The sequence below is a fragment of the Myxococcus qinghaiensis genome, from assembly GCF_024198215.1.
Taxonomy (GTDB): Bacteria; Myxococcota; Myxococcia; order Myxococcales; family Myxococcaceae; genus Myxococcus; species Myxococcus qinghaiensis.
Map to the genome: position 1 here is coordinate 411,288 of NZ_JAKCFA010000004.1, position 20,422 is coordinate 431,709.

The following is a 20,422-nucleotide window of genomic DNA, read 5'->3' on the forward strand; positions in this document are numbered from 1 at the left end:
CGGGGCGGGGGAGGGCCGCCTGCACGGGGTTGCCCGTGCGCGCGGGGGGAGTTAAGAGGGCCTCCATGGTTCGTGAGATCCTCATCTGGCCCGACCCCATCCTGAAGCAGAAGGCCAAGCCCGTGACGAAGGTGGACGACTCCACCCGCGCGCTGGTGAAGGACATGTTCGAGACGATGTACGCCGCCGACGGCGTGGGACTCGCGGCGCCGCAGATTGGCGTGCTCCAGCGCGTCATCGTCCTGGACACCACGCCGCGTCAGCCCGAGTCCAAGCCCCTGGCGATGATCAACCCGGAGCTCATCGCGCTCGAGGGTGAGACGACCTACAACGAGGGCTGCCTCTCGCTCCCCGGTGAGTCGGAGGACGTGGACCGCGCCGCCGTCGTCACGGTGAAGTACCTGGACGTGGACGGTCAGGAGCAGACGCTGCGCTGTGACGAGCTGCTCGCCATCGCCGTGCAGCACGAGACGGACCACCTGAATGGCACCGTCTTCGTGGACCACGTCTCCACGCTAAAGCGCGAGTTCATCCGCAAGCGGATGAAGAAGCTCAAGGCTTCGCGCGAGAGCGAGCTGACTCCTTCGGCTTCTCGGTAGTCGCGCGGGCCACGCCCTTCTTGGGGCACAGCTCGGCCACGACGCAGCGCTGGCATTCCGGGGAGCGGGCGAAGCACGTCCTCCTCCCGTGCCACACCAGGAGCTGGTGGCCCTTTGTCCACCAGGGGGTGGGGAGCACGGCCCGCATGTCGGTCTCCACCTTGTCCGGGTCCTCGTGCGAGGTGAAGCCGAGCCGGTACGCGAGCCGCTTCACGTGGGTGTCCACGGGGAAGGCATCGTCGCCGCCCAGGTGGATGCACACGACGCCCGCCGTCTTGCGGCCCACGCCGGGCAGCTCCGCGAGCGTGTCGCGTCGCAGCGGCACCTGGCCGCCATGTTCCTCCACGAGGATTTTCGCCGCCGCGACGATGTTCTTCGCCTTGGCGCGGTACAGGCCGCAGGTGCGGATGAAGGGCTCCACGTCGGTGGGTTGCACCTGCGCGAAGGCGTGCGCGCTGGGGAAGCGCTGGAATAGGGCGGGGGTCACCATGTTGACCCGCTTGTCCGTGCACTGGGCGGAGAGCATCACCGCCACGAGCAGCTCCAGGGGGGAGTGGAAATCCAGCTCGATGTGGGCATCGGGCATGGAGGCTTCCAGTCGCTCCATCACCTTCACCGCGCGCTCACGCTTCGTCGCCGCTGTCTCACGTCCGGGCACGCGGCCGTTGTATGTCACCCCTGTCGTGCACCCAAGTCCTGGCTGTCGCCACCCCGCGGGAGAACCATGAAGCCCATCGACTTTCGTTCCGACACCGTCACCAAGCCCACGGCTGGCATGCGCCGGGCCATCGCGGAAGCGGAGGTGGGGGACGACGTATATGGCGAGGACCCCACGGTGTTGCGCCTGGAGGCTCGCGTGGCGGAGCGGCTCGGGCTGGAGGCGGCGCTGTTCGTCCCCTCGGGCACGCAGGCCAACCAGGTGGCCATTGGCGCGCACTGCCGGGCGGGCGACGAGGTGCTGACCGAGGCGGGCAGCCACATCCTCCACTACGAGGGCGGCGCGGTGCCGGCGCTGTGGGGTGTGCAGCCGCAGCCGCTGCCGGGCGAGCGGGGCCTGCTGAAGCCGGAGGACGTGGCGGCGGCGGTGCGTGAGGACAACATCCACAACCCGCGCACGCGATTGCTCTCGTTGGAGAACACGCACAACCGGGGAGGCGGCTCGGTGTGGCCGGTGGAGCGCTTCCGCGCGGTGGTGGACGTCGCTCGGAATGCGGGGCTGGCGGTGCACCTGGATGGCGCGCGGTTGTTCAACGCGGAGGTGGCGGCGGGGGTGCCGGCGTCGACGTGGGCGAGGCTGACGGACACGACGTCGGTGTGTTTCTCGAAGGGGTTGGGGGCGCCGGTGGGCTCGGCGCTGGCGGGCCGCGCGGACCTCATCAAGGAGGCGCGTCGGCTGCGCAAGCGGTTGGGTGGAGGCATGCGGCAGGCGGGCATCCTGGCGGCGGCGGCGCTGTATGCGCTGGACCACCACGTGGAGCGGCTCGCGGAGGACCATGCGAATGCGCGCCGGCTCGCGGCGGCGCTGGCCGAGGTGCCGGGAGTGAAGGTGGATGCGGCGCGGGTGGAGACGAACATGGTGTTCGCGGAGTTCGACCGCCCGGCCCTGGAGATGGTGACGTTGTTGGGAGGACACGGCGTGCTGACGAACCCGGCGGGAGGACCGCGCTCGGTGAGGTTGGTGACGCACCTGGACCTGTCGGCGGCGGACATCGATGAGTCGGTGGCGCGCATCCGGAGAGCCCTGGCGTAGGGAGCTTGGAAGCCCATCTCATGTGAGGGCGGTGTCAGCCGAGCCGCCCTCGTGCACGGGCTAGGTGCGCCAGGTCCGCGTTTGAGCCGCGCCCCGCGAGGCTGCTCGCCCGCCTTCACTCCAGGCGAAGCCGTGTCCGCCGGGCGGGGGAAGCCACCGAGCGGAGCGTGGTAGGCTCGCCGGGCCGTGCGTCGACTCTCCCTCCTCGCCCTCGTCAGCGTCTGTGCCTGCTCCACCTCCCGGTCGGAGCAGAAGATGAGCTTCGATGAGGTCTACAGCACCGCGGAGCGTTCCCCCGCCGAGTCCTCCTCGTCCCCTGTCTCCGAGAGCGCCCCCGCCTCGGCCCAAGGCCGTGTGCGCCTGGCCGCGCCCGAGCCCTCCATGGAGCTTCAGGATGCCCTGGCCTCCTTCAAGGAGAAGGCCCGCGCGAACCGCCGGAAGGTGGCGAGGGGCGGGCCCATGCCCTTGGGGCAGGTGGAGAGCTGGGAGTCGATGAACGGGATGCTGGATGCCTTCCTGGAGCGTGCCCTGGAGCGCACGGACTCCCGCGACGTGGAGCGGGCCAGAGGCGTCCTGGAGGCCGAGCTGGAGCAGGACGGCCGGACCTATGGCGACATGCCCGGAGCCCTGGCGGAGGCCGTGGTGCTGCGAGTCGGCCGGCTCGCCGTCCGCATGGCGGAGCTGCGGCGCCTGGAGCATCCGGAGGAGGTCAACGGGCTGCCCCGACTGGCCTGGCCGGTGGATCCAGTGACCATCACCAGCGTCTTCGGCCAGCGCTGGCACCCCATCCTGGGCGAGCAGCGACGCCACCTGGGCGTGGACCTGGCGGCGAAGCAGGGCCAGGTCGTCTACACGGCGACGAAGGGCGTGGTGCTGCGTGCGGGCTGGAACGGCGACCACGGCCTCCAGGTGGAGGTGCAGCACGATGGGCGTTGGGTGACGCGCTACAGCCACCTGTCCCGGGTGCTGGTGGAGCCGGGGGAAATCCTGGAGCAAGGCCACGCGGTGGGGCTCGCCGGCGAGACGGGGCTGGCCACAGGCGTGCACGTCCACTTCGAGCTGTGGCGGGACGGAGAGGTGCTGGACCCCCTGGACGCGCTCGGCGACGAGGGTGATGAGCGTCCGAAGGCGCCGCCCATGGCGCGAGGTGGTACGGGCTCTTGAGGGAGCCCGCAACGCATCAGGGGCGCCACCGGCGGAGGTAGCGCCCCTGAGGGGAGTGCCCGGTCCATCGCGAGTCCCTGGGACGCCACGGCATGAACCGGGGTGGCGTCAGCGACTTACAGCGAGTTCTTCAGCTCCTTGGCCGGACGGAAGCCAATGGTCTTCGAGGCCTTCAGCTTCATCATCTCGTTCGTCTGCGGGTTGCGAATCTTGCGCGCCTTGCGGGAGCGCACCGACCAGGTTCCGAAGCCCGGGTAGCTGAATCGCGCGTCCTTCTTCACCGCCTTGCCGATGTTGGTGAAGACGATGTCGAGGATCTGCGCCGCCGACTTCTTGGTGAGACGTGTCTGCGCCGCCACCACCTCGACGAGCTCTGCCTTGGTCATTACGCCCCTCCGTCCTGCGTTGTCTGGCCTTGATTGCGCGTAAGCCAACCGGTGGTAACAAATCGCTCTTTTCCCTGTCAATGCTGACCGCGCTCCGAGGCCGGAAAATCGGCCTCCGGACGAAAAGTTGGCTCGATGAAACACCGGGCGTAGACAGAGGGAGAAATCCGCACCCGAGACACCGACACACCGTGTGGAATCATCACGGCGAAAACAATTGGGCTGATCGTGATTGGAAGAAAGTCTTTGGGATTTCGATCACTTGGCGTGTGTTGCTGATCGCGCCTGGGCCGGGGTGGGCGGGAATGGACTAGGGTTTCCGCCTGCGTGCGCTTCCGAACGTTTCCAACGTTGATGATCCTGCTGCTGGGCGGCTGCCGGGGCCCGGGGCCCTCTGGTGCCGCGAGTCCCGTCCAGGGGCGCGAGGTGATCCGCGCCGAGGTGTGGGTGGACGCGGCGTGGTGGCGGCCCGGGGACGGATCGCGAGAGCGGCCCTTGAGGTCCCTGGCGGAGGCGCTGGCCCGGCCGGGGCCGCTGACGGTGCACCTGGCGGCGGGGGAGTACCGGGGGCCCTTTATGCTGCCAGCGGACGTCCGGCTGGAGGGCGAGGGACCCGCCACGGTCCTTCTGATGGAAGGGCCCGAGGGCACGGTCCTGCGGGCTACCGGGTCCACAGGTGGGTCGCCAGGGAACCCAGGAGTGGAAGAAGAGGGGGCAGGTGCGAGGCCGGCGCCCGAAGGGCTTCGGCGGACGACGTCAGAGCTGCAACGGGTGCCGACCCCAGCTTCCAAGTGGAGTGAGGCCCGGCCGACGACCTCGAGTCCGGAGTGGGTGACGCCAGTGGCGGCCAGAGGTATTGGAACCCCCTCGAAGCCCCCGGGCCCAGACGGCGTGCCGCCAACGGCCCCAAGGGAGAGTGAGGCCGCGTCGGTGGACTCAGGTCCAGCGGGCATGGCGCCAGGAGCATCGAAGGGGCGTGAGGCCGCGTCGGTGGCCTCGGGTCCAGCGGGCATGGCGCCAAGCGCATCGAAGGGGCATGAGGCTGCCTCGATGGCGCCGGGTCCAGAGGGAGTGTCGTCACGAGCCTCGAAGGAGCGAGAGGCCGCGTTGGTGGCCTCGGGTCCAGAGGGAGTGTCGTCACGAGCCTCGAAGGAGCGTGAGGCCGTGTCGGTGGCCTCGGGTCCAGCGGGCATGGCGCCAACGGCCTTCGCGGGGGCAGAGCCCTCGTCCAGTGCCGCGGATCCGAAGGAGCCGCCAACGACTGGGACAGGGGGAGTACTCCTTCGGAACCTGGAGGTCAGGGGAGGAACCTGGGGCCTGGAGGTGACGGGAAGCACGCGGGTCACCGTGGAGAAGGTGGGCTTCAGCGGCCAGCGCCGGGGCGCGGTGCGCATCACCGCCGGAAGGTTCGAGGCCGTGGACGCGCGCTTCGAGGCCTCCGTGTCCGAGACCGTGGGAGTCCTGCTCGAGGCGCCCGAGGGCGCGCCATCCCCAGCGCCACCCAGAAGCACCTGGCTGCGAGGAACGTCCTTCACGGGGCCCTTTCGTCGCGCGGTACGGCTCCGAGGCGCCGAGTCCCAGGCCCTGCTCGAAGACCTGCGCTTCGTAGGTCCTGTGACGGCGGTGGGGATGGATGGCGGGCACACGGAAGTCCGCCGTGCCGGAGCGGAAGGAGGCCGAGGCGCGGCGTTCTCGGTGGTGGAGGGCAGTCTGGTGCTGCGGGACGTGCGTGTCCTGGGGCACGAGCTCGCGGTCTCCGCGATGCGTGCGCAGCGGCTCGAGGTCCGTGGCCTGCTCTCCGTGGGCGCGGAGCGGGCGGGACTGGGCGTGGTCGCCTCGCGAGGTGTCTTGCTGGAGGACGTCGTGGTGCGCGGCAGTGGCAGCCACGGGGCGCTTCAGCTCACGACCTCGGACGTGGACGTGCGACGACTCCATGTCGAGGGCGCCGCCGAGTACGGAGTGGTGGCGGTCGGAGGACGCTTGAGGCTCAGGGATGGCACCATGGTGGGCGTGCGCTCGGCGGACGGAGTCACGGGAGACGGGCTGCACCTGCGTCAGGTTCGCGCGGACGTGGAGGGCGTGGTGATTCGAGAGACCACGGGGGCCTGTGTCCTCGCGGCTCAGAACGCGCGAGTGCTCCTGCGAGATGCGGAGCTGGAGCGTTGCGGACAGGCGGCGCTGCTGGTGGACACGCTCGCGACGCTGGATGCCACGGGAGTGGAAGCGCGAGACAGCGGGGAGACGGTGCTGGCGGCGATGGGCGAAGGCGACCTGCGAGTGGACGCGCTCCACGCCCGGGGAAGCCGACAGGGCTTCATCTGGGCCGAGTGCACGGGAGCCACCCGGGTGCGCCTGGGACGCATCCGCGCGGAGGACAGGCGAGGCGAAGAGGCCGCGTGCGTAGAGCGAATCGCCGAGCCCCGCACCGCGCCTCGCTGATCACGGAGGTGGCGGAGGCGAGGCGGCGGCCTCCAGGGGCGTCGCGTGCTTCTCCAGCCACTCACGGATGACGGGATAGACCTCCCTGGGAGCACCGCTGCCGAACACGAGGTCCCCGTGCCCGTAGTCCAGCGCGTCGCCCCGGTCCTTGCCGAACACGTGCAGCGTGCGGTCCTCGGCGGTGACGAGGGCGAACTGGCTCTCCACGTTCTCCGCGGTGGCCAGCCGGTCCGCGCTCCCGCCCATGACGAGGATGGGGAGCTGGAGGCGGGAGATGCCAGCGCGCCAGTCGCGGGTGCGGTCGAACGAGCGGAACGCATCATGCTCAATCCAGTCCTGGAACTGGAGCAGCACCTTGCGACTCATCGACGACATCATGTTCGCGTAGACCTGCCGCTGGATGCGCGGAGGGATGTGCAGGGGATTCACCACGAGGTCCGACAGCGGGAGCGTCACATACCCGAGGAACGGCGCCAGGCTGGCGCTCATCCACTCCTGCCGGAAGCGTGCGGGCCACGCCGCGCGGACACCCAGCGAGATGAGCGTGCGCAGGAAGGGCTCCGACTTGAAGTGCACGGGCGCGCCGAGCGTGAGCAGCCCCGCCAGCTTCGCCCCTTCGGGCCCCTGCGCCAGGCCGTACCCGACCAGCCCTCCCAGGGAATGGCCGAGCCAGAAGGCACGCTTCGCCCCCGTTTCCTTCAGGGCCAGCTCCAGCAGTGCGGGGCCGTCCTGGAGGATGTGGTCATCGATGGTGAAGTCCGTGTACCGACGCCCACGGGGAGGCATGCGCGAGTGCCCCGTGCCTCGCCACTCGACGCTGAAGCAGTCGAAGCCCGCCTCCGCCAGGTAGTGGGCGACAGAGTAGGGGGGCTCGAAGTCGAACGTGTACCGGTTGGCGGCCAGTCCATGGCACAGCAGCACCGGCTCCTCGAAGCGCCTCACCGGCGCGCGCCGGGCATGCACCGCCAGCTCCCACCCATCCGCGCACCGCGCCTTGAAGGCCTGGGGCAGCGGGGTCTTCAGCCGGTACCACCGTCGGACCAGCGCCACCCACAGGACATTGCCCAAGACGACGACAAGGCTGGCGACCAGCACCCACACGACCCACCGCCAGTCTCCCATCTTGTCCTCCTTGCCGACCCCTTGGTCTGACGGTGCCCCGAATAAAACCCTGCTAAGGTTCGTTCACCCGCCGTCCTGTTGCCAGGAACTCACAGGCATCAGAGGAATTCGAGGGAGCGATGAAGTTACGGAAACTGATGTTCGTGCTGCCGAACCTCTTCACCGTCACGTCCATCTTCTGTGGCTTCTATGCCATCACGCTGTGCGCGGGTGAAGCAGGACCCGTCCAGCTGTACCAGGCCGCGTTGGCCATCTTCTTCGCGATGTTCTTCGACGGGGTCGACGGTCGCGTTGCCCGGTTGACGAAGACGCAGAGCGACTTCGGTGTGCAGCTCGACAGTCTCGCGGACGTCGTCTCGTTCGGGGCGGCTCCGGCGCTGTTGGTCTACAAGTGGGCGTTGGCGCCGCTGGGCTTCGCGGGGTTGTTCATCTCCTTCGCGTTCGCCGCCTGTGGCGCGCTGCGGTTGGCGCGCTTCAACGTGCTGGCGGCGCGCAATCCCCATGGTGGTGGTGGGCGCTTCTTCGTGGGCCTGCCGATTCCGCTGGCCGCGGGCATGCTGGTGTCGGTCATCATCTCCCACCACGCGGCATCGCGAGGCGCGCCGCTGCACGAGGCGGCCTACGTCCCCGTGGCTGTGGCGGTGGTCGGTCTGTCGCTGCTGATGGTGTCGACGGTGCGCTACCGCACCTTCAAGGACACGCATCCCAGCCGGAAGAGCGCGGCCGTGTTCACGTTGATGGTGGTGGGCGGTGTGGCCATCGCCACGCAGTACCATCCCGCGTGGCTGTTGGTGGCCTTCTGTGGTGCGTACCTCGCGCTGGGGTTGGTGGAGTCCGCGGTGCAGGTGCGCACGCATCTGGCGGCGCGCAAGCTGGCGGCTGGCTCCGCCGCCGTGGCCACCGTCATCGATGACGAGGATGACGACGAGGAGGCCGAGGATGGCACCGGCCCTGGCAACGACGGGCCCGCCTTCCTCTGACCGATGCGAGCGGGGCTGCACCTGCTCCTCCCACCCCGCGTCTTCGCGTGAGCCGTGCCCTTCCTGCGGGAAGGAGCGCCGGGTCCAGGCAGCGGGGAGGCGGGCGTTCGGACGGGGTCCTGGCGGGTGAGGGAGCGCGGCGACGCTTCCGTCCGTGCCGTGGCCGACGGCTGCCGCTAGGATGCGCGGCCCATGCGCGTCGAGCTGCTGTGCACTGGTGACGAGCTGGTCACCGGCCTCATCACGGATACGAACAGCACCTGGCTGGAAGCCCGGCTCTTCGACCTGGGCATCAAGGTGGAGCGGGTGGTGTTGGTGGGCGACGTCCGTCCCGACATCACCCAGGCGCTGCTGGAGGCGGCGTCCCGGGCGGAAGTGGTGGTGGTGTCCGGCGGTCTGGGACCCACGGCGGACGACTTCACCCTGGAGTGCGCCGCCGCCGCCGCAGGCGTACCGCTCGAAGAAGACGCGAGGGTGCTCGGGTGGCTGCAAGAGCGCTACGCGGCTCGCGGCCTCCCCATCAACCCGAGCGCTCTGCGCATGGCCCGCATCCCCCGGGGCTCCGAGCCGGTGCGCAACCCTGCGGGCTCCGCGCCGCTCGTCGTCCTCACCCTGGGGCGCTGTCGCCTGTTCTTCCTGCCCGGTGTGCCGCGCGAGTTCCGTGCCCTGCTCGAAGGCGAGGTGCTGCCGCGCATCCAGGCGGAGCTGGAGGCGAGCCCCGGCCGCGTGTTCCGTGCCTTCCGCCTGCTGCGCACGGTGGGGCTTCCCGAGTCGGAGCTGGACCTCGCCGTCGCGCCCCTGGCCCCGAGCCATCCCCGGGTGGTGTTCGGCTTCCGCACGCACGCCCCGGAGAACCACCTCAAGTTGATGGCGGAGGCCCCCTCGCAGGCCGAGGCCGACGCGGCGCTCGCGGCCGCCGAAATCGAGTGCCGACGGGTGCTGGGTGCGCGCGTCTTCGGCGCGGACGCGGAGGAGTATGCGCCGGTGCTGCTGGCCCTGCTGGGCCGGGCGGGCGCCACGCTGGCGACGGCGGAGAGCTGCACGGGGGGCCTCATCGCCCAGCGACTCACGGCGGTGGCGGGAGCCAGCACCGTCTTCGTCGGAGGCGCGGTGGTCTATTCGGAGAAGATGAAGTCCGCATGGGTGGGGGTTCCACCCGAGGTGCTGGAGCGTCATTCCGCCGTGTCCTCCCAGACGGCCATCGCGATGGCCGAGGGCGTGCGTGCCGCCTGCGGCACGACGTATGGCCTGTCGGTGACGGGGTATGCGGGGCCTGGAGGAGGAACCGCCGAGGACCCCGTGGGCACGGTGTACTGCGCGCTCGCGGGCCCGGACCTGGCCACGCGGTGTGAGCGCATGTCCTTTTCCGGAGACCGAGAGCGCGTGCGCCTCTTCGCTGCCTCCCACACGCTGGAGATGCTGCGGCAGCACCTGCTGTCCGCCGCTGCCCACCCATGAGCCGCTCCAAGTCCAAGCGCCCCGACCCCTCCACCCCCGAGCCCGGCGTCACGGCTCCAGTCCCCGAGGTGTCGGCCACCCCCGCTTCCGAGACGCCTCCGGAGTCCAGCGCCCCGTCCACTCCGGGCGAGCCCGCGCGGCAGATGAGCGCGCCGGGCGCGGTCCTTCGCGTGTGGTTCGCCGCCTACCGCGTGGAGGTGTTGCTGTTCGTGGTGGCCTTCCTGGTGCTCTCGAGCTTCAGCTCCCAGCGCTTCCTGCGACAGAGCGCGGCGCCGCACTTCATCTATCAGGCGCAGTCGTGGTTGGAGGGGCGGCTGGACGTGGACCCCCAGGTGCTTCCCAACCTGGAGGACTGGGCCTGTGTGCGTCAGGTCGGTGGCGAGAAGGTCCGCTGTGAGGGCCGGCCTCTTCCGGATGACCGCTGGTTCGTGAGCTTCCCGTCCTTCCCCGCCGTGGCGATGCTGCCCTTCGTCGCGCTGCACGGCTACCAGTTCAACGACACGTCGTTTGGCGTCATCGTCGGTGCGCTGGCGGTGGCGCTCTTCTATTCGCTGCTGCGCTTCCTGGCGAAGGAGGGCGAGACGGCCCGTACTCGCGATGAGAACGTCGTGCTCGCGCTCACGCTCGCCTTCGGCACGTTGTTCTTCTACTGCGCCATTCGTGGCGAGGTGTGGTTCAGCGCCGAGGTCATGGGCGTGGCCCTCACCTGTCTCTACGTGCGCAACGCCCTGCGCGCCCACCGGCCCGTGCTGGCGGGGGTGTTCTTCTCCATGGCGACGCTCACTCGCACGCCGCTGTTCTTCGCGGGCCTCTTCTTCGTGCTGGAGGCGCTGTGTCCGGGCCCGGAGCCGCGCCTGGAGCAGCTCAAGGCCCTGGGACGTCACTGGAAGCCCGCGGCGCGGAAGGTTGGCTTGTTCGCGCTGGGCGCCGCGCCCCTGGGGCTGCTGGCCGCTGGCTACAACGTGTATCGCTTCGGCCGGTTGAGCGAGTTCGGCCACGCCTTCCTCTTCAACAACCGCGTCAACGTGGACATCGACCGGTGGGGCCTCTTCCACTGGGAATACCTGGGCCGCAACCTGGAGGCCGCCTTCCTCAAGTGGCCGACGTTGTCGCTGACGCCGCTCAAGCTCGGCTATGACCCGCGAGGGCTCACGCTGTTGCTGACGCTGCCCCTGCTCGTCTTCCTGCTGATTCCGAAGCTGAAGCCCCGGCTGCACTGGCCGCTGTGGCTCACCGTGGCCGTGTGCGCGCTGCCGGGGCTCTTCTACCAGAACACCGGTTACATGCAGTTCGGCTTCCGCTTCAGCCTGGACTACACGCCCTATCTGTTGCTGCTCTTCGCCATTGGCGGCTGGTCCCTGCGCCAGCGCGTGGTGCTGGGCACGTTGGCGCTGGGCGTGCTGGTGAACTTCTGGGGCGCCGTGGCCTTCCGGGGCTACACGGAGCTTGTCCGGAACTGGTAGGCCATTGGAGCCCGAGGGCTTGAATCCCCCGGGCTCCGCGCGCAGATAGAAAGAGGCCATGCAACCTCCCACCGGACAGCCTCCTGCCGGCAAGCGCTGGCACACCCGCGAGGACAGCGGCATCCGCCTCGATGCCCGCCTGCGCTGGTGGCACGACGACGAGCCCATCGAACATCCGAAAATCATCGAGCTCTTCAACGCGTCCCTCATCCTGGATGACACGGGCCGCTACCAGCTCCGCATCGGCAATGACTGGTGCTTCGTGCAGGTGGCGGATGCCGCGTACGAGGTGCGGACCGTGGACGTCACGCCGGACGAGCGCGTGTCCATCCGGTTGAGCGACCGCACCGCCGACGTGCTGGACCTCCCCACCCTGGCCGTCGAGCCGGATGGGGTCCTCTCGTGTCGCGTGAAGCAGGGGCGGGCCAAGGCCCGCTTCTCTCGAGACGCGCAGTACCAGCTGGGCCAGTTGCTGGAGGCGGCTCCCGAGGGAGGGCTCCTGCTGCGCGCGGGTGAGCGTCGCTATCCCGTGGCCCTCTCCCTGGACGAGCTGGCCGGCTAGGCCGCTGCCTCCACGGGCGCGGTGGGGCAGGGGAGGGGCGGTGTACCTGCCAGCTCCCGGGCCAGGGTCTCCATCGCGTCGGGGTGCTCGCGCAGCCACTCCACCGCGCGCTCCCGTCCCTGGCCGATGCGCTCTCCCTTCAGGCTGAAGTGGCTGCCCGCCTTGTCGATGAGTCCCGCGGCCACGCCCAGGTCGAGCACCTCGGCCGTGCGGTGGATGCCGCTGCCGTACAGCAGGTCGAACTCCGCTTCCTGGAAGGGCGGGGCCAGCTTGTTCTTCACCACCTTCACGCGGGCCCTGGAGCCCACCACCGCATCCCCGTCCTTGAGGTTCCCCGTGCGGCGAATCTCCAGTCGGACCGAGGAGTAGAACTTCAGCGCGTTGCCTCCGGTGGTGGTCTCCGGGTTGCCGAACATCACTCCAATCTTCATGCGAATCTGATTGATGAAGACGATGCAGGTGCCCGAGCGGCTCACCGCGCCCGTGAGCTTGCGAAGGGCCTGGCTCATCAGCCGCGCCTGCACGCCCATGTGGGCGTCCCCCATCTCTCCTTCGATTTCCGCGCGGGGCACCAGCGCCGCCACCGAGTCCACCACGATGAGGTCCACGGCTCCCGAGCGCACGAGATGCTCGGTGATTTCCAGGGCCTGCTCTCCGGTGTCCGGCTGGGAGATCAACAACTCCTCCACGCGAACCCCCAGCTTGCGCGCGTAGTGGATGTCGAGCGCGTGCTCGGCATCGATGAAGGCCGCCACGCCTCCCGCCGCCTGGACCTGGGCAATCGCATGCAGCGTGAGCGTCGTCTTGCCCGACGACTCATTGCCGAACACCTCCACCACACGCCCTCGGGGATAGCCGCCCACGCCGAGCGCCCGGTCCAACCCCACCGAGCCCGAGGGAATCACCGCGACCTTCTGCTCATGCGCGTCACCTCCCAGCGTCATCACCGAGCCCCGTCCGAACTGCTTCTCGATGGACGCCACCGCCGCCGCCACCGCCTTCAGCTTCTCCGTCAGCTTGCTCATCGACTCCCTCGCCGCCCTGTCCTGGTGTCTGTGCTGCGCTCCGTGTCCTCCGCGTGGAGGTGACGGGCGCATCGACGTGGGGATGAGCAACACGCATGCCGGGGTGTGCTCTCCTCTCACACGTAGGCGGCGATGCGTCCGCGCGAGCGGCGGGGTGTCCCGGATGGTGGAGGGTGAGCGCCGGGAGGCCGGAGGTCTGGATGGCTGCCTGCGCCAGGTGCGACGCGACGTCTTGGCGGCTTATCGATGCGATTCCCACAAGCGGCATGGGAGCGCCTGTCTGCCTGCTGGCTACACGGCGCTTTGCGTTGAAGTTTGGAGGGGGCGGCATGACCTTCCTCTCGTGAAAACCCAACGCGAAGACCTGCCCCATGTGGTCATCCTCGGCGGAGGGTTCGCCGGGCTCCGTGCCGCGCAGCAGCTCCTCAAGGCCCCAGTCCGAATCACCCTGGTGGACCGGCACAACCATCATCTCTTCCAGCCGCTGCTGTACCAGGTGGCCACGGCGACGCTGAGCCCCAGTGAAATCGCCGCGCCCCTGCGCGGGCTCCTGGGCCCCAAGGGCGTGGCGGTGGTGTTGGCGGACGTGACGGGAGTGGACACCGCGGGCAAGCGGGTGCTGCTGTCGGACGGTGAGCTGAACTACGACTTCCTCATCGTCGCCACGGGCGCGACGCACTCGTACTTCGGCAATGACCACTGGGCGCGTTTCGCACCGGGCCTCAAGTCCATCGAGGATGCGGTGGAGATTCGGCGTCGCGTCCTGCTGGCCTACGAGATGGCAGAGCGGGAGACGGACCCGGGCATCCGCCGGGCGCTGCTCAACTTCGTCATCATCGGAGCCGGGCCCACGGGCGTGGAGATGGCGGGCTCGCTGGCGGAGATAAGTCGGAACTCCCTGCCAGGAGACTTCAAGAACATCGACACACGCGACGCGCGCATCATCCTCATCGAGGGGCTGGGCAATGTGCTGCCCGTCTATCCCGATGACCTCACCGACAAGGCCCGGCGCACGTTGGAGAAGCTGGGCGTGGAAGTCCGTACGGGCGCCCGGGTGACGAACATCGACGAGTCGGGGGTCTACATCGGCACGGAGCACATCGCGGCCCGCACCGTCATCTGGGCCGCCGGTGTCGCGGCCTCGCCCGTGGCCCGCTCGCTAGGGGTGCCCCTGGACCGCGCGGGCCGGGTGAACGTGACGCCCGAGCTGACGGTGCCGGGGCACGAAGAGGTCTTCGTCGTGGGTGACCTCGCCTCGCTCAAGCAGGCGGACGGCACGCCGGTGCCGGGGCTCGCGCCCGCGGCGATGCAGGAAGGCAAGCACGCGGCCCAGAACATCCTCCGCCGGCTGCGAGGGCAGCCGATGGTGCCGTTCAAGTACTGGGACCGTGGCTCCTACGCGGTGATTGGCCGCGGCCACGCGGTGGGCATCGCCTTCCGTCGCTTCAAGCAGTCGGGCTTCCTCGCCTGGTCGGCTTGGCTCCTCATCCACTTGATGTTCCTCATCGGCTTCCGCAGCAAGCTGGCGGTGATGCTCGACTGGGCCTACTCGTATCTGACGTTCAGCAAGTCGGCCCGCATCATCACCGGCCCCACACCTCGCCTGGACCAGCTCCGCCTCCCGAGCCCGATGGCTCGAGGCGAGCAGATACTGGTGGGGGATGGGGATGCCGTGACGGCTGTCGCGTCCTCTTCGCGAGGACTGGGGACTCCTCCTTCCCCGCACTGACCCTCCGCGCATTACTCTGGATGCTCGGGTGGACGGGGGCCGGAAGGCATCCCTGGCCCTCGGGCTCCGGAGCGTGCGTGCGAGGCGCCACCGCCGTGGGTGTTGGCATGCAGCCACCCGCGTCGGTCCAGCGCCCTGCAGTCGATGGCGAGCTGCATGTCCACGTCCTCGATGCGCCCATGTCCTTCCAGGTCCGCGCGAGTCAGGGCCAGCTTCAGCAGCCGGTCATGCGCGCGTGCCGACAAGCCATGGTGACGCACCGCCAGCTCGAGCATCCGCTCCGCTCGCGGGCTCAGGATGCAGTGGCGCCGCAGCAGGTGGGAGGGCAGCTGGGCGTTGCAGTGCACGCCGGGCTCGTCTCGGTATCGCTCCCGCTGGCGTTGGCGCGCGGCCTCCACGCGCTCGCGATGGTGACGGCTCGTGCTCTCTCTGGGCTCCGCGCGCGCCAGGTGGTGGTACTCCACCGGGCGTGTCTGCAGCGTGATGTCGACGCGGTCCAGCAGCGGGCCGCTGACGCGCGCGTGGTAGTCGAACACCCGATGCTCGGGACAGGTGCAGGTGTGGCCCGGCACGTTGAAGTAGCCGCAGGGGCAGGGGTTCATCGCCGCCACCAGCATCACCTGACACGGGTAGCTGATGTTCTGGTTCGCCCGCGCGAGGTGGATGATTCCTTCTTCCAGCGGCTGGCGCAGCACCTCCAACACATTGCGCCGGAACTCTGGCAGCTCATCCAGGAAGAGCACGCCGTGGTGCGCGAGTGAGAGCTCTCCGGGACGTGCCAGGGGGCCGCCGCCCACGAGGCCCGCGTCGGAGAGGGTGTGGTGCGGCGCGCGGAAGGGCCGCTCCCTCACCAATGCGTGCCCCTCGCCGAGCAGGCCCAGCACCGAGTAGACCTTTGTCACCTCGAGCGCCTCGGTGAAGGTCATCGCCGGAAGGATGCTGGGCAGGCGCCGCGCGAGCATCGTCTTGCCGGAGCCCGGAGGTCCGCACATCAGCAAGTTGTGGCCCCCGGCGGCCGCCAGCTCCAGGGCGAGCTTGAGCTCGGGTTGTCCCCGCACGTCCGCCATGTCGGGCTCGGGTCGCCCCCGGGTCGCCGTCACTGACGGTCCTTCGCGGCGGTATGGAGCGATGACGTGGGTGCCCGTGAGGTGGTCCACCGCTTCGCGCAGGCTCGTCACCGGAATGACGGACATTCCCTCGACGAGCGCGGCCTCGGCCGCGTTGGCCGCCGGCACCATGACGCCCTCGAAGCCCCTGTCTCTCGCCGCCACCGCGAGCGGCAACACGCCCTTGATTCGCTTGAGTGAGCCGTCCAGGGACAGCTCTCCTCCGAAGAGGTAGCGCGCCAGGGGCTCGTCCTCGAGCAGCTTCGCCGCGGCCAGCACCCCCAGGGCGATGGGCAGCTCGAAGGCCACACCGTCCTTGCGCAAGTCCGCGGGTGCCAGGTTCACGGTGATGCGCTTCTGCGGCAGCTCGAAGCCCGTGTTCTTCAGCGCGGACACGACGCGCACCTTCGACTCCCTCACCGCGCCCTCTGGCAGCCCCACCACGTTGAAGTAGGGGAGCCCGAGCGCCATGTCGACCTCGCACTCCACCACCACCGCGTCGATTCCCATCAACGCCCCCGACCGCACCCTCGCCAGCATGTCCCGCCCTTCCCAGACGCCGTGCCCCCTCGCGGAGCAACCCCCGTACCGGCGTCCCCCCGACGTGGAGCCCGCGTCGACCCAATCCCCCGCGGCGGATGCCCGTCCCAAGGGGCCCTGCGTCACGATTCCAGATGCATTGGATTAGTGCAGAGGGTCTAGCCAGGGCGGGTGAGTCTTGGGTACCTTGGCGTCCATCTGGGGAACGCAGGGGGAGATGACGCGAATGGGGTCGCAGGTCATTCAACGGCGCCGTCCGGTCCGCATCCGTCGGGCTGACATGAAGCGAGGCCAGCGGATGAAGGTGGCCTTCGCCATATTCCGCTTCTGCCTCTACGGCATGGTGGGCATCAGCTCGGAGATCTTCTTCTACAACCTGGTGCGCATCGCGCGGGACGTGCCTGTCCTCGGAGCGCTGTTCCAGTTCCAGTGGCGGGTGGATGACCGGCTCGCCCTCAACGCCATCTGGGACGCGCCCGCAATTACCGCCTACGGCCAGTGCTCGCTCTGGATGTTCCTCATCTACGGCGTCGCGTGCTTCTTCTTCGTGGAGCCCGTCTATCGCTGGATGCTCTACCAGCACGCCAGCCTCCGGGCCGTCGTCTACGGCGTCGGCATCCTGCTCTTCGAGGGCTTCAGCGGGGTGATGCTGGAGCGGTTCACCGGCTACCGCATCTGGTACTACGCGGACGCGGGCGCCATCTTCTGGGAGATGACGTCGCTCTACATCCTCCCCATCTGGATGGTGACCGGGCTCATCGCCGAGTTCATCTACAGGGAGCTGATGGACCCCGACCTCATGGCCGCCTTGGAGTCGCCGCTGCCCGCGACACCCGAGGAGACCGAGGCCTCCTTCCAGCTGATGCGGTAGGTGCAGGCGTGGCCGTCGTAGCCGGACGGCTCCACCTTCACGTCCTGAGCGCCGGCCACCCGCAGCCCCGCGTGGATGATGCCGGCGGTGAAGTCCGGGTAGTCACCCACCTCGTTCATCCACAGCTCGAACTGGGTGGGCGTCACCTCCACCAGCTTCGACTCGGTGTAGTTGTTGCCCGCCCGGAAGTTCTGCGTGGCCCGCATGAGCGTCCGGCGCGGCCCCAGCACCCGCAGCAGCGACAGCACCGCGCGCCCCAGCATCGTTTCGCGGAAGCCCTCGATATAGGCCTCGCCGAGCTTCCACGTGCCGGCGCCGATGGCCTCCTGGGGAAAGAGCTCTTCCGCCGCGATTCGCAGGAAGGCCATCCACGACGGGAAGGCGTAGGCGGGACGAAGCTTCTGGTCCACGTCGAGCCCCGCCTGGCGCAGGCGATTCTTGCAAGCGGGTGTCAGCCGCCCGTGCAGCGCGCGCAGGAAGAGGGCTTCGATGGTCTGTTCAAAGACGAGAAGCTCGTCAGCCATGAGGAGTGAACTCTAGCCGACGAGCTTCTGATTGTGAACCGCGACTCCAACCCGGAGCGTAGGGCTCCGGGCGGAGGTCTTCAAGGAGTCGGCGTCGGGGCGGGCGCCGGAGTGCCGGTGTCCACCTGGGTGCCCTGGATGATGGCGTTCGACGGCAGCTCGGTCGCCATGGCGAGGACCTTCGCGCCGGCGCCCTTCGCGCCATCCATGGCCAGGATGAGGCGGCCGTAGTTGGTCGCATCGTCCGCCATGAAGAAGACGACCTTCTCGTCCGCCTTCTTCGCCGCGAGCATCCGCTTCAGGCGCGGGACGTAGTCGGAGGTGGGGACCTTCTCCGTGTTGATGGAGTAGCCACCATCCTTGTCCAGCAGGACCACCAGCTGCTGGTCATTGTTTTCAGGTGGCGGTTCGTTCTCCACCTCGGTGTCCGGCACGCGCACCAGGATGTCCTTCTCCAGGAGCGGCGTGACGACCATGAAGATGATGAGGAGCACCAACACCACGTCCACCAGCGGCGTGACGTTGATCTCCGAGTTGGGCGGCGTTTGCGGCTTCACCCACTGACGCTGCTTGTGCCCGGCCATTACTTCTTCTCCTCGACGCCGAGCGCGATCTGCTTGGCCTTGGCCTTGCGGGCCACGTCCAGCACCCTGCGCACGTCGCCCACGTTCACCGTGTTGTCACCCTTGAGCAGGATCTTCTTGCCCGGGTCCTTCGCCAGCTCCTCCGCCAGTCGGTCCTGGAGAGCCTGCTCGTCCACCTGGTCATTCTCCAGGAACACCTTCTTGTCCGGAGTGATGGAGACGTAGAGAGGGTCTGAGTCCTTGCCCTTCTCCTTCTCGATTTCGGTGGCCTTCGGCAGCTCCACGGACTTGCCGCGCTGGAGCATGGGGGTGACGACCATGAAGATGATGAGGAGCACCAACACCACGTCCACCAGCGGCGTGACGTTGATCTCGCTCTTGATGCCCCCCTTGGGGCCAGCTGACATTCCCATGCGTTTAACCTGCTTCCAGGTGGTGGAAGCCCGCCGTCCCGGGTGGCGTCGCAGGCCCCCTGGTTTCAGGGGCCGCGTTCACGTCGGGAGGCGGGCCTCGGGTCGTCCCCGGGCTCGCCGGTGACTGCTCAGGCCGCGTGCGAGGAGTGCGCGCCGCCGCCCATGTGGCGGGCGACCACGTCGAGGAACTCGTTGGAGGACTCGGAGATGTCCACCGAGCGAGCATCCACCCAGCCCTGAAGGAAGTTGTACGCCATCACCGCGGGGATGGCGACCAACAGACCGAAGGCCGTGGTGATGAGCGCCTCGGCGATACCGGCCGAGATGGTGCCCAGACCGCCGGAGCCGGCCGCCGCCATCAGCTGGAAGGCGTTGACGATACCCATCGTCGTGCCGAGCAGACCGACGAACGGAGCCGTGGAGCCGACCGTGGCCAGCAGGCCCAGGCCACGCTTCATGCTCTGCACCTCGCGCTGCGCCTGGCGCTCCAGCGCCCGCGCCACCGACTCCACCGCGATGTCCTTGTTGTTGGGGCTGATGCGGTACGCCGTGAGGCCGGAGTTGATCACCCGACCCAGGTGGCCCACGTCCTTGCCCAGGTTCGTGTTCGCCGCGGTGGTCAGGTCGCCCTTCGCCAGGATGGCACCCATCTTGGCGGCGAAGTTGCGGCTGTCGGACCGGGTCTTGCGGAAGACGATCATCCGCTCCGCCATCACGACCAGGGACGCCACCGACATGATGGCCAGGGTGAAGATGATCATACGGGCGAAGGTGCCCGTGTGGTGCCAAATATCGATGAGAGTGAATTGCATGGCTTGGTTAAGCGCTCCTCCTCACGAGCGCGGGGTGGTCGGCGGTGCTGCTTTCTCTACGACGCGCCCGGATCAGCGCGGCAACTTCAGATTCAGGGTGAAGGTGTAATCCACCTGGACCGGACGGCCCTGGAACGTGACGGGCTTGTAGCGTGACGAGGCCAGGGCGTCCATGACGGCCTGTTCCATGTGGGGCAGGGGCTTGATGATTCGGCAGCGCTCCACACGGCCTTCCACGGTGATGACGCACTTGACGATCATCGTGCCCTGCACGCGGGACTCGAGCGCCTCACGCGTGTACTCGGGCTGCGGGCCGGAGACCTTCTCCGGACGGGTCATGCCCGCACCGAACGGCAGCACTTCCGTCCCCGTCCCGCCCAACTGCCCACCGACCACGCCGCCAATCACGCCACCGACGACGCCGCCCACCACACCGCCGGCGACCCCGCCCTCGACGCCGCCCTCGACCTGCTCCTCGCTGGCCTCCTCGGGAGCCTCTTCCGGCTCTTCGGCCGGCTCGGCCTCCTTGGGGACCTCTTTCGGGATCTCCTTGGGCTGGACGATGGTGTCGGGCTTCTTGGGCTTCTTGGGGGTCGTCTTCGGCTTGGTGCTCGCCGCCGGGGGAGGAGGCGGCGGGGGAGGAGGCGGCGGGGCCATGGTGGCCTTCAGCGTCACCTCGATCTCCTTCTCCTCCTCGACCGGTTCCCGTGTCGACAGGAAGTAGGCCACGCCGAACAACGCGACGTGCAGGATCACGGAGATGGTGGTCCCCACGCCGAACCGCGCTCTGGGCGCCTGACCGCGGTCAAGGACTGAATCAAACATGTACTAGACTCCTCATCACCAGTGGACACCCACCACGCCCCGCCCGGCTGAAAGGGCGCGCTACCATACA

General features: G+C 68.8%; 20 protein-coding genes. 10 read left to right on the forward strand and 10 right to left on the reverse strand.

Annotated features, from left to right (window positions below):
- The first annotated feature begins 65 nt into the window (after positions 1-65).
- A complete protein-coding gene (def, locus tag LZ199_RS09245; RefSeq protein WP_253993276.1) occupies positions 66-599 on the forward strand; it encodes a peptide deformylase in 534 nt (177 codons plus the stop codon).
- Here def and nth read toward each other — a convergent pair.
- On the reverse strand, positions 553-1,275 hold the full coding sequence (nth, locus tag LZ199_RS09250) for an endonuclease III (protein ID WP_253993277.1): 723 nt from the start codon (positions 1,273-1,275) through the stop codon (positions 553-555). The two genes, def and nth, sit on opposite strands and share 47 nt — an antisense overlap.
- 48 nt (positions 1,276-1,323) lie before the next feature.
- Here nth and ltaE point away from each other — a divergent pair, with 48 nt between their 5' ends.
- Positions 1,324-2,349 carry a low-specificity L-threonine aldolase gene (gene ltaE / locus LZ199_RS09255; RefSeq protein ID WP_253993278.1) on the forward strand — a complete coding sequence of 342 codons (1,026 nt, stop codon included), beginning with the start codon at positions 1,324-1,326 and terminating at the stop codon, positions 2,347-2,349.
- Between the two features lie 255 nt (positions 2,350-2,604).
- Entirely contained in the window at positions 2,605-3,513 is a 909-nt protein-coding gene (locus LZ199_RS09260; protein WP_253993279.1) for a M23 family metallopeptidase, read from the forward strand.
- Between the two features lie 116 nt (positions 3,514-3,629).
- On the opposite strand, the gene LZ199_RS09265 is transcribed toward LZ199_RS09260, so the two are convergent.
- Entirely contained in the window at positions 3,630-3,899 is a 270-nt protein-coding gene (locus LZ199_RS09265) for an HU family DNA-binding protein (RefSeq protein ID WP_002635502.1), read from the reverse strand.
- A 1,323-nt stretch (positions 3,900-5,222) separates the two neighbouring features.
- On the opposite strand from LZ199_RS09265, the gene LZ199_RS09270 reads away from it, so the two are divergent.
- On the forward strand, positions 5,223-6,338 hold the full coding sequence (locus tag LZ199_RS09270) for a hypothetical protein (RefSeq protein WP_253993280.1): 1,116 nt from the start codon (positions 5,223-5,225) through the stop codon (positions 6,336-6,338).
- Here the strand turns inward: LZ199_RS09270 and LZ199_RS09275 are convergent, their stop codons facing one another.
- Positions 6,339-7,460 carry an alpha/beta fold hydrolase gene (locus tag LZ199_RS09275; protein WP_253993281.1) on the reverse strand — a complete coding sequence of 374 codons (1,122 nt, stop codon included), beginning with the start codon at positions 7,458-7,460 and terminating at the stop codon, positions 6,339-6,341. It abuts the gene before it with no gap.
- Positions 7,461-7,579: 119 nt separating this feature from the next.
- On the opposite strand from LZ199_RS09275, the gene pssA reads away from it, so the two are divergent.
- From pssA to LZ199_RS09295, 4 genes are all read left to right on the forward strand, one after another.
- Positions 7,580-8,440, forward strand: coding sequence for a CDP-diacylglycerol--serine O-phosphatidyltransferase (gene pssA, locus LZ199_RS09280; protein WP_253993282.1), 861 nt, complete (start codon positions 7,580-7,582; stop codon positions 8,438-8,440).
- A gap of 192 nt (positions 8,441-8,632) precedes the next feature.
- Complete coding sequence (locus LZ199_RS09285; protein ID WP_253993283.1) at positions 8,633-9,898, forward strand: CinA family nicotinamide mononucleotide deamidase-related protein; 1,266 nt, start codon at positions 8,633-8,635, stop codon at positions 9,896-9,898.
- Entirely contained in the window at positions 9,895-11,361 is a 1,467-nt protein-coding gene (locus tag LZ199_RS09290) for a hypothetical protein (protein WP_253993284.1), read from the forward strand. The genes LZ199_RS09285 and LZ199_RS09290 overlap by 4 nt, the downstream gene beginning before the upstream one ends.
- A gap of 58 nt (positions 11,362-11,419) precedes the next feature.
- Positions 11,420-11,923, forward strand: a complete 504-nt coding sequence (locus LZ199_RS09295) for a DUF1285 domain-containing protein (RefSeq protein WP_253993285.1) — start codon at positions 11,420-11,422, stop codon at positions 11,921-11,923.
- Here the strand turns inward: LZ199_RS09295 and recA are convergent.
- Entirely contained in the window at positions 11,920-12,948 is a 1,029-nt protein-coding gene (recA, locus tag LZ199_RS09300; protein WP_253993286.1) for a recombinase RecA, read from the reverse strand. The genes LZ199_RS09295 and recA overlap by 4 nt on opposite strands.
- A gap of 343 nt (positions 12,949-13,291) precedes the next feature.
- Between recA and LZ199_RS09305 the strand changes: the two genes are divergently transcribed.
- Positions 13,292-14,677 carry an NAD(P)/FAD-dependent oxidoreductase gene (locus tag LZ199_RS09305; RefSeq protein WP_253993287.1) on the forward strand — a complete coding sequence of 462 codons (1,386 nt, stop codon included), beginning with the start codon at positions 13,292-13,294 and terminating at the stop codon, positions 14,675-14,677.
- An 11-nt stretch (positions 14,678-14,688) separates the two neighbouring features.
- On the opposite strand, the gene LZ199_RS09310 is transcribed toward LZ199_RS09305, so the two are convergent.
- Entirely contained in the window at positions 14,689-16,323 is a 1,635-nt protein-coding gene (locus LZ199_RS09310; protein ID WP_253993288.1) for a YifB family Mg chelatase-like AAA ATPase, read from the reverse strand.
- 226 nt (positions 16,324-16,549) lie between these two features.
- On the opposite strand from LZ199_RS09310, the gene LZ199_RS09315 reads away from it, so the two are divergent.
- Positions 16,550-17,194, forward strand: coding sequence for a hypothetical protein (locus tag LZ199_RS09315; RefSeq protein WP_253993289.1), 645 nt, complete (start codon positions 16,550-16,552; stop codon positions 17,192-17,194).
- Here LZ199_RS09315 and LZ199_RS09320 read toward each other — a convergent pair.
- The 5 genes from LZ199_RS09320 to LZ199_RS09340 form a co-directional block, all read right to left on the reverse strand.
- Positions 17,095-17,718, reverse strand: a complete 624-nt coding sequence (locus LZ199_RS09320; protein ID WP_253993290.1) for a DUF2378 family protein — start codon at positions 17,716-17,718, stop codon at positions 17,095-17,097. The two genes, LZ199_RS09315 and LZ199_RS09320, sit on opposite strands and share 100 nt — an antisense overlap.
- An 80-nt stretch (positions 17,719-17,798) precedes the next feature.
- Entirely contained in the window at positions 17,799-18,302 is a 504-nt protein-coding gene (locus tag LZ199_RS09325; protein WP_253993291.1) for an ExbD/TolR family protein, read from the reverse strand.
- The gene (locus LZ199_RS09330; protein WP_163868210.1) at positions 18,302-18,715 is read right to left on the reverse strand and encodes an ExbD/TolR family protein; all 414 of its coding nucleotides are present in this window, start codon (positions 18,713-18,715) and stop codon (positions 18,302-18,304) included. Before LZ199_RS09330 ends, LZ199_RS09325 begins: the two co-directional genes overlap by 1 nt.
- A 128-nt stretch (positions 18,716-18,843) precedes the next feature.
- A complete protein-coding gene (locus LZ199_RS09335) occupies positions 18,844-19,527 on the reverse strand; it encodes a MotA/TolQ/ExbB proton channel family protein (protein WP_141647756.1) in 684 nt (227 codons plus the stop codon).
- Between the two features lie 72 nt (positions 19,528-19,599).
- Entirely contained in the window at positions 19,600-20,352 is a 753-nt protein-coding gene (locus tag LZ199_RS09340) for an energy transducer TonB (protein WP_253993292.1), read from the reverse strand.
- Positions 20,353-20,422 lie beyond the last annotated feature (70 nt).

What these genes read in the sequence shown, in the direction of transcription:
- def (WP_253993276.1), top strand. Translation starts at nt 66, where the DNA reads ATGGTTCGTGAGATCCTCATCTGGCCCGACCCCATCCTGAAGCAGAAG.
- ltaE (WP_253993278.1), top strand. Translation starts at nt 1,324, where the DNA reads ATGAAGCCCATCGACTTTCGTTCCGACACCGTCACCAAGCCCACGGCT.
- LZ199_RS09260 (WP_253993279.1), top strand. Translation starts at nt 2,605, where the DNA reads ATGAGCTTCGATGAGGTCTACAGCACCGCGGAGCGTTCCCCCGCCGAG.
- LZ199_RS09265 (WP_002635502.1), bottom strand. Translation starts at nt 3,899, where the DNA reads ATGACCAAGGCAGAGCTCGTCGAGGTGGTGGCGGCGCAGACACGTCTC.
- LZ199_RS09275 (WP_253993281.1), bottom strand. Translation starts at nt 7,460, where the DNA reads ATGGGAGACTGGCGGTGGGTCGTGTGGGTGCTGGTCGCCAGCCTTGTC.
- pssA (WP_253993282.1), top strand. Translation starts at nt 7,580, where the DNA reads ATGAAGTTACGGAAACTGATGTTCGTGCTGCCGAACCTCTTCACCGTC.
- LZ199_RS09285 (WP_253993283.1), top strand. Translation starts at nt 8,633, where the DNA reads ATGCGCGTCGAGCTGCTGTGCACTGGTGACGAGCTGGTCACCGGCCTC.
- LZ199_RS09290 (WP_253993284.1), top strand. Translation starts at nt 9,895, where the DNA reads ATGAGCCGCTCCAAGTCCAAGCGCCCCGACCCCTCCACCCCCGAGCCC.
- LZ199_RS09295 (WP_253993285.1), top strand. Translation starts at nt 11,420, where the DNA reads ATGCAACCTCCCACCGGACAGCCTCCTGCCGGCAAGCGCTGGCACACC.
- recA (WP_253993286.1), bottom strand. Translation starts at nt 12,948, where the DNA reads ATGAGCAAGCTGACGGAGAAGCTGAAGGCGGTGGCGGCGGCGGTGGCG.
- LZ199_RS09310 (WP_253993288.1), bottom strand. Translation starts at nt 16,323, where the DNA reads ATGCTGGCGAGGGTGCGGTCGGGGGCGTTGATGGGAATCGACGCGGTG.
- LZ199_RS09315 (WP_253993289.1), top strand. Translation starts at nt 16,550, where the DNA reads ATGGGGTCGCAGGTCATTCAACGGCGCCGTCCGGTCCGCATCCGTCGG.
- LZ199_RS09320 (WP_253993290.1), bottom strand. Translation starts at nt 17,718, where the DNA reads ATGGCTGACGAGCTTCTCGTCTTTGAACAGACCATCGAAGCCCTCTTC.
- LZ199_RS09325 (WP_253993291.1), bottom strand. Translation starts at nt 18,302, where the DNA reads ATGGCCGGGCACAAGCAGCGTCAGTGGGTGAAGCCGCAAACGCCGCCC.
- LZ199_RS09330 (WP_163868210.1), bottom strand. Translation starts at nt 18,715, where the DNA reads ATGGGAATGTCAGCTGGCCCCAAGGGGGGCATCAAGAGCGAGATCAAC.
- LZ199_RS09335 (WP_141647756.1), bottom strand. Translation starts at nt 19,527, where the DNA reads ATGCAATTCACTCTCATCGATATTTGGCACCACACGGGCACCTTCGCC.
- LZ199_RS09340 (WP_253993292.1), bottom strand. Translation starts at nt 20,352, where the DNA reads ATGTTTGATTCAGTCCTTGACCGCGGTCAGGCGCCCAGAGCGCGGTTC.